The sequence below is a fragment of the Bradyrhizobium zhengyangense genome (assembly GCF_022012555.1).
Classification (GTDB): Bacteria; Pseudomonadota; Alphaproteobacteria; order Rhizobiales; family Xanthobacteraceae; genus Bradyrhizobium; species Bradyrhizobium zhengyangense.
Genome location: NZ_JAKLTZ010000009.1, coordinates 52,603 through 64,533 on the forward strand (window position 1 = coordinate 52,603; position 11,931 = coordinate 64,533).

Here is an 11,931-nt window from a genome sequence, read left to right on the forward strand (position 1 = left end):
GATCTGGACCTTCTCTTGCTGGCTCAGTGGATGAGCATGCCGCCATTGACGTCGATCACGGCACCAGTGACGTACGCGGAGAGATCGGAGGCCAGAAAAGTGTAGATGCCGGCGACATCTTCTGCGGTGCCGAGACGATTGAGTGGAATGCCTTCCAGAATTTTCGCACGCATTTCATCAGTCAGCTTGCCGGCCGTGATATCGGTGCCGATCAGGCCAGGCGTGACGCAGTTGACGCGGATGTTGTCAGGACCGAACTCGCGAGCCATGGCCTTGGCTAAACCAAGAACGCCGGCTTTCGCTGCCGAATAGTGTGGTCCCCCAAAAATTCCGCCGCCACGCTGGGCCGACACCGACGACATGCATGCGATCGATCCGGACTTCCGCGCACGCATATGCGGGATCACGGCCTGGGAGAGGAAGAGAACGCCTTTGAGATTGACGTCTTGAATGCGATCCCAATCGGCGGCTGATATGTCCAGGAGCTTCACCGGCTGGGTAATGCCGGCATTGTTGATCAGTATATCGATACCACCGAATGCCTCGACCGCGCTTGCAACTGCCCGCTCGCAGGACGATTTGTCAGCGACGTCGCAGCGCAAACCGAGGTGTTCCTTGCCAAGAGTGGCTGCTGCCCCTGCCGCGGCTCCGGCATCGATATCGAGGATTGCGACCCGAGCGCCCTCGGAGGCAAACCGCCGGGCGGTGGCGAGCCCGATCCCCCGCGGCGAGGCCGCGCCCGAAATGATGGCTGTCTTCCCGCTGAGCAGCATCAGTTCCTCCCGCAAATTGTTTTCCTTGACAATGCTAGGAATGACCCTCGCTCTCCGCGCCGACAAGCGCACAGTTGTCATGGGTCGATGAATCTGGTTCACTTATGCGATGCTCTCGAATGTTCCGATATCGGCAATTCGCGCCTTTGAGGCGGCGGCCCGCACCGGATCGTTTCGCGATGCGGCGAATGAGCTTCACCTGACGCCAAGTGCAGTCAGTCATGCAATCCGTAAGCTGGAGGACACGCTCCGGACCGTTCTCTTCGAGCGCAGTGCACGCGCGGTGCGGCTCACGCCGGCCGGCGAGAACCTGATGCGACATACCGGCGCTGCATTCGATCAGCTCCGCCGCGGCTTGGAGGAAGTCGCTGCTCGTGGTCCGCAGTTGGTGCGGGTTCACTCCGCTCCGAGCTTTGCAGCGCAATGGCTAACGCCACGACTGGCGCAGTTTCTTGCAGCCCATCCGAAGCTAGAAGTTCGCTTGGCTGCCAGCACAGACTATGCGCGTTTCAGTAACGATGATTTCGATGTCGACATCGTTTACGGTCCGCCGAGGGCGGAGGGCGTCGAGATTGTTCCTCTGCCAGAGGAAACAGTCACTCCCCTATGCTCCCGGAAGCTTGCAAAATCAATCAAGAAGCCGATCGACCTCCTGGATCAGACATTGATCCGTTCAGACGTGAAGCAAGTTCAATGGCATCAGTGGTTCGCCGCCAATGGATTGGAAGCTCCAGCGATTCACGGCATGAGATTCGATCGAAGTTTCCTGGCGATTGCAACCGCCGCCGAAGGACTGGGAGTAGCCTTGGAATCAACGCTTCTAGCGGAGCGCGAATTGGCTAGCGGACGACTGGTTGCTCCATTGGCCGGCCGCGCAACCGATATTCGATACGTCGGTCACAGGCTAATTTATCCGCGCGCCAGCCGGCAACGCTCGGCGGTGCGCGCTTTTGCCGATTGGATCGTCGCCCAGCTCGGAGGCGAAGCTAGCCTTTCCTCCCAGTAAGTATCGCTCGTTGCCGCGATGGTTTGGCTATCCGAAAAAGTGAGGATGGGCCTCGTCAGAACGGCCATGCGCGGTGGCTTATCGCAACAATTGTGTGACTGCGAGAGGGACGAGCAAAGACGTAACCAGCGCGTTCAGGCTCATCGCAATCCCCGAGAACACGCCCGCAACCTCGTCCACCTGAAACGCTCGCGCGGTACCAATGCCGTGCGCGGCGATGCCCGCGGCAAAACCACGCGCACGAAAATCAATGATACCACTCCAATTCATCAATGGCGTGACAATGATCGCTCCCATGATCCCCGTGAGGATCACCGCGACGGCGGTCAGAGAAGGGTCGGCGTGCAGTGTTTCGCTGATCCCCATTGCGACCGCGGCTGTCACGGACTTAGGCGCAAGGGACAGTACAACATCGCGCGGCAAGCCTGCAGCTTTCGCAAGCAGCACAATCGACGCGGCCGCTGTGACCGAGCCCACAACGAGGGCTGCCAGCATTGGCACGATCGAGGCAAGGACGATCCTGCGGTTCTCGTAGAGCGGGATAGCGAGCGCGACTGTGGCTGGGCCGAGCAAGAAATGTACGAACTGCGCTCCGCTAAAATAGACCGGATATGGCGTGCTGGTCACGAACAGAAACACGCCGATGATCCAGACCGCGTGGAGAACAGGATTGGCGAGCGGATGTCGGTGGAGGGCAAGCGACAGCGCTTCCGAGACTGCATAAACCAGTAAGGTGATCGTCAGCCAAAGCAGAGGCGATTGCGACAGATAGACCCAGAGCGAGAATGCATGGTCCTTCATGGCGCCTCATGACCGAACAGCCGGCTGACCAGGCGAAACGTTAGCACGGTCGCGAGAAGGGTCACTACGACGGAAAGGGCAAGAATCAACACAATTGCTATCCCATGAGCATAAATGAGATCGAGTTTTTCCACGACACCCACGCCGGCCGGGACAAACAGGAGAGACAGATTGTTGAGCAGCCCCCTGCTGGCAGTCTCAACGCCGCCGTTTCGCAGCGGTCCTTGAGCGATGATTGCGAAACGGTCACGGACGAGCAGCAAAATCAACAGCAGCAGGAGCCCGACGACCGGACCAGGCAGCAGCAGGCCGAACCCGCGCGTAATGGCCTCTCCGATCAATTGGCAGAGGAGGATAAGACCGAGACTTGCCAGCATGGGGCACCTGAGTAGCACTTTCACACGAGGAGAAGCTGCCGGAAGCTCAATTTTGTTGATTCTTGAGACCGGCGCTGCCCTCCTGCGCTGCAAAAAAGATAACGATTGATAGCCATCTCGATTTGCCGATGGAGCGTCATCGCGGCTGAACACCGGGGCTTGCCTACGACCGGAAGGGTAACTTTGATTCCTGCATCGACAAAGGTCTTTCTCAAGCTTTCCCTCTGCGCGTCGGACATTGGTGTGTCGCTGTACTCCTCGATCCGCCAGATGATCGCCGTGGAGACGCACACCCGCTGGGCCACTTCCTTGACGGACCAGTTCAACAGGCCGCGGGCGGCACGCAGATGCCTGCCGCTGAGGCCCTCATGCCAGCGATACAGCCCGTCTGCTCGCTGCAAGCGGCATTCGACTAAAAAGGCTGTGCGGTTTCGACCGAAACCGCCCATCCGCGCAGAGCTGCCTCGTGGTCGTCAGGCAATGTAAGCTCCTGGCCGGAGTTGCAGCCGGGCTTGGAGCATCTCGTGCACGACCATGCGTAGAGCCTCGCCGCAGTCCGGATCGACATCAAGATGGCTCGACAGACGTTTCAGGGCGAACGGACTGTTCTAGCAGACAGCAACGCGTACGTTGTTTGTCGCGCCTATTTGTCCGAATGGGAGGCCAAAGACCACGACGGCCAAGTCGCCGGACCGCACATAGCCTTCCCGTTGCGCTGCCACGGCCGCGATCCGGGTTATTTCTTCATGGCCGGAGGGATCGCTGGCCACGACACTATGGACGCCCCACAACAGGCACATGCGTCGCGCCACAATGTCGTCTGGCGTCAGAGCAAGAACGGGGATCGGTGGTCGTTTGCGCGAAATGCGGGCTGCGGTCGTCCCGCTCGCCGTGAAGCCGATGATGGCTTTGGCCTCGATCGTGGCGGCAAGATCTGCGCCTGCCGCTGCGACAGCGTGTGGAGGGGTAATCTCTTCGTCGACTTGCGCAGCCCTGATCAAGGAGCGATAGAGACGATGTTGCTCCGTACTCCGGATGATACGATCCATCATGGCGACGGCTTCGGCCGGATAAGCGCCGTTTGCCGTTTCGGCTGATAGCATCACAGCATCGGCTCCATCATAGATGGCGGTCGCAACATCGGAGGCTTCCGCGCGCGTCGGCGTCGGCGCTGCCACCATGGAATCAAGCATTTGGGTTGCGACGATCACGGGCTTTGCGGCCATTCGGCAAGCACGAATGAGCTCTTTTTGTCGGCCAGGCACGTTTTCCGGGGGAATCTCGACCCCAAGATCGCCGCGGGCGACCATGAGGGCGTCGGACAATTTGATGATATCATCGATGTGATCAAGCGCCATTGGCGTTTCGATTTTGGCGACGAGGCCGGCTGCCTCACCGATTAGAGCTCGTGCCTCAATCAGGTCTGAAGGCTTCTGAACAAAGGACAAGGCAACCCAGTCGACGCCCAGCTCTAGGCCGAAGACGAGATCGTCACGATCCTTCTTGGTCAGGGGGTAGATATCAAGCAACGCTCCCGGCACGTTTACGCCTTTTTGATCGCGGATCGTTCCACCGACAATGACGCGCGCTATCATGTCGCCATCGCCTGGCTTTTCGAGGCTTAGGCGAACACGGCCGTCATCGATGAGCAGATTTTGACCTGGATACGCAGCTACAAAGATCTCCGGATGTGGCAGAGGGATCGCCTGCTTTCCGCCTCTTGCTCCGTCCAGAACAAAGCGGACCGTTTCGCCGGCCTGCAGCGTGAGCTCACCCTCTTCAAGCGAACCGATGCGCAGCTTCGGGCCTTGCAGATCTTGTAGCACGCCGATGGGTCGGCCGAATTCGCGCTCGAGCGCGCGAATGGCGGTAAAGGCGCGCGCGTGATCGTCTTTGGTGCCATGACTGAAGTTCAGGCGGAATGTATCGGCACCTGCAAGATCGAGAGCACGGAGTTGGTCGAGCTCGACGGTTGCCGGGCCGATGGTTGCGACGATCTTGGCATGGCGCGAGCGGCGCATCAAAAATCAAACCCCTTGGATGAGCCGCCTTCGAGCCAGCCGCTCCTGGCGAAAGCCAATGCTTCGTCGATCACGCGCTCGCCCCATGCAAACGATGTCAAGCTCCAGAAGCGGCAGCCTTTGTCTTTTGCTGCGTCGCCGATAGGATGGCGTTGACAGCCCGGTACGCGAACACAATCGCAGGCCCGATGGTGATGCCTGCTCCTGGATAGATGCCGCGCATCGGGGATGTCATGTCGTTGCCGCAAGCGTAAAGGCCCGCGATGGATCTTTCCTGCCCGTCTAGGACCTGGCCGCAAGTGTCGGTTGCCAGGCCGGTGGCCGTGCCGAGCGTTGCCGGAACGATTGGAAGCGCGATAAACGGGCCTGTCTTGATGGGTCCGAGATTTGGGTTTTTCTTGCTCACGGCCGGATCGCCGAGCGTGCGATTAAAGGCGGATTCACCGCGTTTGAACAGCGGATCGCGCCCCTCAGCAGCGTGCGTGTTGTGCTCTTCGACGGTCTTTTCAAGCGCAGCCGGATCTAGCCCCAGCTGTTTGGCAAGTTCAGGAATTGTCCGGCCGACCTTGATGTACCCAAGGCGCGCATATTTTCCGATCCTCAAGGTCCAGGGCCAGGGCAGCAGATGTCCCATACCTCTCAACCGTACGAACTCCAGGTCGCAGATGAAGTAAAATCGCTTATCTGCCGGATAGCCGCTGGTGAACATCGCCAGGCAAATGTCGTGATACGAATTGGATTCGTTGACGAAACGCTTGGCATCCGGCCCCACTGCGATGACGCCGGGACGGCCGCGATCGAGCCAGCCATAGGGGACCACTTGGGAGGAGCTGCCGCTCTTGAGAATTGAGACGGGAGTCCAAAAGCCGGCAGAGGCGACATTGTTGTCAATCGCAGCTCCAAGCCTGGACGCCAGGGAAATGCCATCGCCCACAACGTCCACATGGGCCAGCGTGTCATCGTGCTGGTGGGGACCGCTGAGGCTGGCTCTTAACTCTGCGCTGCGAGCAAATCCGCCCGTTGCGAGGATGACGCCATGCGAGGCGCGCACGCGAAGGTCGGAACCGTTCCGCTTGACGACGGCTCCGGTGACACGCCCATCTTCCCTGATCAGCTCTATCAGCGGGGAGCCAGGCCATATCTCGACGCCGTGCTTGCGCAGACTGACGACCAGGCGCGCGATCAGGGCGTTCCCTCCGCTGAGCTCTGTCCCGCGCCTGTGGCCCAGCCGGTCACGCGCGTAGCGACCGACACGCCGCAAGACGTGTCTGAGGGCGGCAAAGGATTGGAAGGGATTGAGGAAGCTTCTGACCTCGCTGGATGAGATCATCATTCCACCAAGCACAACCCGGATGGGATCGCCGATCAGATCGAAATCGGCTCCGAGAAGGCGCCCATCATAGGGAGCCGGGCTCAGTGCCCGGCCCTTGTCGACGCCGCCGATCTGGCTCGAATGATAATCGGGCGCCGAGGCCAGCGTGAAGTTGACCTCTGTCCCGTCCTCAAGGGCGGCAAGTGCAGCTGGGCCGTCCTCGAGATAAGCATCGATGAAGCCTGCCCGGTAATAGGTGCCAAGTTCGTGCTGCAGGTAGGTCCTTGCCTTCGCAAGCGAGTCGTCGATCTTCGCTGAGCGCGCCTGGGGTGAGCAAGGAACCCAGATCATACCATTGGAAAGAGCTGTCGTGCCGCCGAGCCGGGCGGATTTTTCGCAGACAGTGACGCGCAGTCCTGCTTTTGCCGCATAGAGGGCGGCCGAGAGCCCGGCTGCACCACTCCCGACTACGAGAACGTCGGTTGCCCATTCGTGATCCGCCCTTGCGCTTCGGGCGATCGCCACGGTCATGCCCTTGCTTGATTGGCCCATCGGTGTGTCCATTCCAGCCTCGCTGCGATTTCTTGGAACTGAGGTCAGTGATGTTGGGGAAGCGGGACGGCTTTGAATTCCTCGGCTGCCGCCTTTACTGCCCGTTCGATCGGAATTCGTTCGATGGAGGAGGCGCCGACAAATCCGACGCATTGCGTCGACCGGTACACCTCGGCCGTATCCGCGGGCTCTGCGATCGCACCACCATGGCAGAGCAGGACAACGTCGGAGCGCCCGCTCCTGGCCGCGGCGTTGATGTCGTTGATGCGATTGATCGCGTCTTTGACCGACCGCCCTTCCTCATGGCCAACGAGCCCGCCCCGTGTGGCGCCGACATGAGGGATGATGCAGTCGGCCCCGGCGCTTGCCATCGCCTTGGCATCGTCCGGGTTTGCGACATAGGCGAGCGAGAAGATGTTCTTCTTGCGCGCAGATGCGATCATCTCGACTTCGCGTTCGAAGCCGAGCCCGACGCGGCCGCGGCGGTCGCGCCATTTGTCGCCCATGGTCGAGATGGTGGGATAGTTGATCACGCCTGAGAAGCCGGCCGCCCAGAATTTGTCGAGCAACGCATCGAGATCGAGCCGAACGGGATCCCAGGCCTCAACGCCGCCGATCACGGGGATGGAAGAGACAACGTTGCGGATTTCTGCGGCAAGCTCGAGCGTGCGCGCGTTGGAGTCTCCGATCCGGCTGGTCGGAAGCCCCATCAGGCGCGACAGCCCGGTAGAGTAGACCACCAGCATGTCCGCGCCCCCGAGGACAGCGCATTTGGCCACCAGGCCGCAGCTGCTGCCTGCGGCAAGAACCGCTCTGCGCTCGGCCACCTGGCTTGCGATCTTCGCTAGGATTTCGCTTCGCTCAAACATCCGCATCGCAGTCAGCCTTCCTGCGCCAATTGCTCGAGGATCCAACTCGCGGCCGCCTCGGCAAATTCGGGATCGTTGATGTGACAGTTCAATTCGCGCACCGTGATTTTGGGCGGCAGATTGTTCTTGACCGCGTCCAGCCAAGCGCGGTCGGCATTGCAATCACGGAACACGCCGCCGTCGCGGTCGTAGTCGGAGACGCCTTTCGCCGGCCAGAGCACGATGGCTGGCGCTTCGGCCCGCGACAGCCGCTCGGCCGTAAGCCGGCCGATGCTTGCGTTTTCGGACGGAGTTGTGCGCATGAGCGTGGTGTAGCGAGTATGGGAGTAGAACTGGCGGCAGCGAAACTGATCGGGGACGCTGGATGGTGGACCAAAATTGACCATGTCGACTGCGCCTGGCGCGACGACCTGCGGGATTGATCGATCCGCGGCTGCCTTGAGCCGATCCGGTCCGGCGCTGGCGGTGCCACCGACGATTTCGTCAGCAAGCTCGGTTGTGGTCAGATCGATTACAGCGTCAAACTCACCGGCCGCGATTAGCTGTTCCATCTTGCGCCCGCCGGCCCCGTTAGCGGGGAAAACGATCGCATCGAGGCCGGCCTCTCCAAGACGTCTTACGCATTGATTGGCCGCCGGCGTCGTAACTCCGAAGGCCGTGATGGCGACGATTTTCTTCCGTCTCCTCTGACGGGATGGCTCATATTGCATGGCGGCCACGGCGCGGCCGGCATTGTCCAGCACGCGTTGGGTGAAGGCGTTGATCCCGAAGAGGTCGACAAGGGTCGGATAGAGGATGATGTCGTTATGGACGGCCAGTTCGGCGAGCAGTGCGGGCCTGGCGCTACTCACAAGGAGCTTCGGGAAGCCATATGGTAAATCGCGGACGACTTCGCCAAAGACGGCGCTGCCCTTGCCACCCGCAATTCCGACAATTGCGCTGATCGCGCCTGATTGGCGAAGATCATCGACCATTTTGCGGGCCGATTGGGCAATGTCGTTCAAGAGCTCGACGGGAGAAACGGCGCGGCCGCCATCTGTCGGCTCTTTGTCCGACCCTGCCTTGGACGTACCGACGTCTAAGACCACCGTCGTGCGGCCCAGGCCTTCGATGACGTTTCGGAGATAAGATGCTTCTGCGCCCTTCGTATCGAGCGTCGCCACGATTGCAACGGCGCCAGCGGCTCCGACCTTGGGCGAGCGCCCAAGCCTGGCCGACTTCGCGTCGTCGGTGCAATGGTGCGACACGATCTTTCCTCTCCGATCCTGCTTGATACGAATGGTCTAAACGCGGCCGAGACGCTCAATAAGTGCCGCGCCGGGGAGAGTTGGGTAATATTGGGTAGATGTCTCGAAGCGCTCGGGAGCGCACCGGTGGCTCTAGCCAAGGTTGCCTGTCCTGTCTGCGGCGTGTCTTCCCCTCTCCTCTTCCGGCATCTTCTGTCCGGCGTCCTTTCGGGCCCATGAGACGCACGCGGTGCGCAGCAGGCGAAGGTCATCTCCGCCAGCCCTTGGGACGCTGTTTCACCCATTGCAAAAAGTGCCAAGTGGCGGGCGGGTGGACAGCTCGCGCGGTTCAATGCCTGTGAATTGAATTCTAAAAAGAGACCGCTGCTGGAGCTCTCCAACAGCGGCGTAAGTCGAGGGAGGAAGCAGACGAGGCCGGCCTGCCAGCGGATAGATGAGACGTCGTCGGAAGCCTGACGTGCCTAGATGTCGTGCAGATCTCTAGACCGAACTGAAATGCCGTATAAGATCAGTGCGATGTTTAAATGGGTAAGATTGGGTAGAGGCGGTTGAAGCAAAGAGCAGTCGGCGAGCTCATTTCAAGCAGGTCGGACACGCGCGAGGGTTATTGCCTAGCAATCTATGCGCCGGCTTTAGGGAGCCTTCCGGAAGGCTCCATGCTGGTCATGGCGACCTTGCCCGTCGTTGACTGGAACGATTGTCTGTTACGGGATCTGCGCACGTTCCGAAAGGAGAGATCTGCGGGTGTTTACGCCGCGATCGTCATGATCGATCCCTTCGCGTGCTGGGAGGATCTTGCCGATGCGTTGAAAGAGGCCGGGATCAAGGGGATCATCAACTTCCCGCCGGCGTCTCTCATTGAGCGGTCAACGACAGGGACGCCCATTGAAAGCGGACAGGAGATCGAGCTTCGACGTCTGGAATGGTTTGCCAATTTGGACTTCAGGGTGTTGTTCGCGACGGACGACATCTCTAAGACCGCAATGGCCGAGCGGCGCATCGGCTCGCATCTGGCCGGCCTGGTCCAGATGCCGGAAGAAGCGCTCAAGTTCGTGATTGGCGATGGCGTCGATTTGGTAAGCGCCGGGAAGCGAGGAGCGCCGGTGGCGAAGTTCGCGCTTCTGAGCGGCACGAAGCCGCCAGCGCGAAAATAATGAGGAGCAGAGCTACTCCAGGATCCGCAGCTTCTTGATCTTGTTGTAGAGGGTCTTCCTGGAGAGTCCAAGGGACTGGGCAGTTTTTCCGCGGTGGAGCTTGTTTCGTTTCAGCCCTTCGATGATCCACTCGCGCTCGGAGAACACATTTGTCCGTTTCACGGCCGATGACGCGGTCAGCAAAGGCCTTAGGACGTCAGCCGTAATGTGTGACAGTTGCAGCGTCACCAGCTGGTTGACGATTTGGCGCAACTCTCGCAGGTTTCCCGGCCAATCATGCCCGGCAAGCGCCAGGAAGGCAGAATTCTCTATTCCCAACGTCGGCGCGTTTGAATCTCCCTTCGCTTCCACCGTGAAATGCTGGACCAGTTGGGGAAGGTCTTCGAGCCTGTCCGGCAAGGCCGGCAGGGCAATGTCAAGCCCGGTAAACAGGGCAAGAAGCCGAGGACAGAGCACGGTTTGAAGGCTGGCGCTGCGAGCAATTGTCGCTGTTGCAATGATCCGTGCGTTGGACCGCACGACCGATACCCCGTTCAGGGGTGCAAAACCGCCGGTCTCGAGGTAATCAGCAAGACGCTCCTGGCCATCCCGCGGCAGTTGATCCAGATGCAGCAGCAGGACGGCAGTGCCGTTTGCAGCTTCAAGAATCGATAGTTGGCGCTTCCTGGTCTCGTCGCGCTCCGCGCCGAACAATGCACCGATGTTGCCCGCTGCCGGCCCCGCGCGGCACTGGAAGAGCGCAGCCTTTGTATGTTTGCGGTCGCTGAAGCTGTGAACGAGATTCGCTATCCTGCGTTTTCCCGAGCCCGTTTCGCCCCACACGAGCACAGGATTAGGATTGGCAGCCAGGCGTTTGGCGGTCTCGAGCACCCGCTTCATGACTGAGGATTGGGCAATGACGCCGTGCCTGAACCCGCTCAATTGGAGCTGACGCTCGAGCAGATCGACTTTCTCGCGCAAGAGATGAATCGTCTTGAACCCGGATGTGACCTCGAGGACCGACATCTCCAACGGGACCCGGTCCAGCGAAGAGCCGCCTATGAAGCCCTGGACGCCCGTTTCGCGGCAGATATCGAGGAGTTCGTCCGGCTTTGTAATGGGTCCGCCGCCGAGTAGACAGATGACGTTCTTGTCGGTGGAGTGCGCCACCCGTGTCACGGCGCTGGTCCGCGCTGCGAGCTCGGACTGGCTGATCGATGGATCAGATCCGCTTTCGACGCTGCGATTGAGATTGAAGTTGATGCAGATCGCCTCAATGCCTGCCTCGACCATGCGCCGCGCTTCGGCCTGGGAGCGGGTATAGGCAATCGTCATCAAACCGCGTTGACGGGCTTTTGTTAGAAGTTCGATTTCTCGCTCGTAGCCGAGGCCAGATTTCTCGAGCAAGGACCTTCTAAAATCGTCGATGTGGATGACGGAGGGGAAATTGGTAACCCCTGTAAAGCCCCATCGGATGATCCGGTCGAGGAAGCGATCGAGATCGAGGCGCGGATCGAAGGTGCATGCGCCGAAAAAGACCGGCAGTTTGGTGCTGGGCAGGATCTCGGTTCGGCCGAATCCGGCGACGAATTCGTTGCTATCGCGGATGGGCAGGATCGAGGCTGGCGAGGAGCCGCCCATGGCGCGAAAACGGCCAGCGTTGAGCGCAAGGACAAAATCTGCACCCGCCCGTTCGGCCGCCCTTGCGGTCATGCCCGAGCCGATGCCTGCCCCGAGCACGAATGAACGGGAATTGCGGAAGAACTGCCTGATTCCTGCGTTCTTGACCTGCTCTACCCGGTTGTGCATACCGGCCGCCCCTCCTGTGCGGCAGGCCCGA

Annotated in this window: 11 protein-coding genes; 2 read left to right on the plus strand and 9 right to left on the minus strand. The window is 60.2% G+C overall.

Annotation, left to right across the window (positions count from 1 at the left end; genetic code table 11):
• Positions 1-23 precede the first annotated feature (23 nt).
• The gene (locus tag L6639_RS28735; RefSeq protein WP_128955190.1) at positions 24-773 is read right to left on the minus strand and encodes an SDR family NAD(P)-dependent oxidoreductase; all 750 of its coding nucleotides are present in this window, start codon (positions 771-773) and stop codon (positions 24-26) included.
• A 109-nt stretch (positions 774-882) separates the two neighbouring features.
• Here L6639_RS28735 and L6639_RS28740 point away from each other — a divergent pair, with 109 nt between their 5' ends.
• On the plus strand, positions 883-1,779 hold the full coding sequence (locus L6639_RS28740; protein ID WP_128929493.1) for a LysR substrate-binding domain-containing protein: 897 nt from the start codon (positions 883-885) through the stop codon (positions 1,777-1,779).
• A 78-nt stretch (positions 1,780-1,857) separates the two neighbouring features.
• Here the strand turns inward: L6639_RS28740 and L6639_RS28745 are convergent, their stop codons facing one another.
• The 7 genes from L6639_RS28745 to L6639_RS28775 all read right to left on the minus strand — a co-directional run bounded on the left by L6639_RS28745 (position 1,858) and on the right by L6639_RS28775 (position 8,874).
• Positions 1,858-2,580: an LrgB family protein gene (locus tag L6639_RS28745; protein ID WP_128929492.1), complete on the minus strand. Its 723-nt coding sequence runs from the start codon at positions 2,578-2,580 to the stop codon at positions 1,858-1,860.
• On the minus strand, positions 2,577-2,957 hold the full coding sequence (locus L6639_RS28750) for a CidA/LrgA family protein (RefSeq protein WP_128929491.1): 381 nt from the start codon (positions 2,955-2,957) through the stop codon (positions 2,577-2,579). The genes L6639_RS28745 and L6639_RS28750 overlap by 4 nt, the downstream gene beginning before the upstream one ends.
• Positions 2,958-2,977: 20 nt before the next feature.
• Positions 2,978-3,406 (minus strand): helix-turn-helix domain-containing protein, encoded by a 429-nt coding sequence (locus L6639_RS28755; protein WP_128969535.1) that lies wholly within the window; start codon positions 3,404-3,406, stop codon positions 2,978-2,980.
• Between the two features lie 159 nt (positions 3,407-3,565).
• The gene (pyk, locus tag L6639_RS28760; protein ID WP_128929489.1) at positions 3,566-4,978 is read right to left on the minus strand and encodes a pyruvate kinase; all 1,413 of its coding nucleotides are present in this window, start codon (positions 4,976-4,978) and stop codon (positions 3,566-3,568) included.
• A 97-nt stretch (positions 4,979-5,075) separates the two neighbouring features.
• Complete coding sequence (locus L6639_RS28765; protein WP_232995567.1) at positions 5,076-6,854, minus strand: FAD-dependent oxidoreductase; 1,779 nt, start codon at positions 6,852-6,854, stop codon at positions 5,076-5,078.
• A gap of 32 nt (positions 6,855-6,886) precedes the next feature.
• Entirely contained in the window at positions 6,887-7,711 is an 825-nt protein-coding gene (locus tag L6639_RS28770) for a phosphoenolpyruvate hydrolase family protein (RefSeq protein ID WP_232995566.1), read from the minus strand.
• 11 nt (positions 7,712-7,722) lie between these two features.
• Positions 7,723-8,874 carry a Tm-1-like ATP-binding domain-containing protein gene (locus tag L6639_RS28775; RefSeq protein WP_128930139.1) on the minus strand — a complete coding sequence of 384 codons (1,152 nt, stop codon included), beginning with the start codon at positions 8,872-8,874 and terminating at the stop codon, positions 7,723-7,725.
• Positions 8,875-9,614: 740 nt separating this feature from the next.
• On the opposite strand from L6639_RS28775, the gene L6639_RS28780 reads away from it, so the two are divergent.
• The gene (locus tag L6639_RS28780) at positions 9,615-10,112 is read left to right on the plus strand and encodes a hypothetical protein (protein WP_232995564.1); all 498 of its coding nucleotides are present in this window, start codon (positions 9,615-9,617) and stop codon (positions 10,110-10,112) included.
• 12 nt (positions 10,113-10,124) lie between these two features.
• Here L6639_RS28780 and L6639_RS28785 read toward each other — a convergent pair whose 3' ends face one another.
• A complete protein-coding gene (locus L6639_RS28785) occupies positions 10,125-11,900 on the minus strand; it encodes a phosphoenolpyruvate hydrolase family protein (RefSeq protein ID WP_128929487.1) in 1,776 nt (591 codons plus the stop codon).
• Positions 11,901-11,931 lie beyond the last annotated feature (31 nt).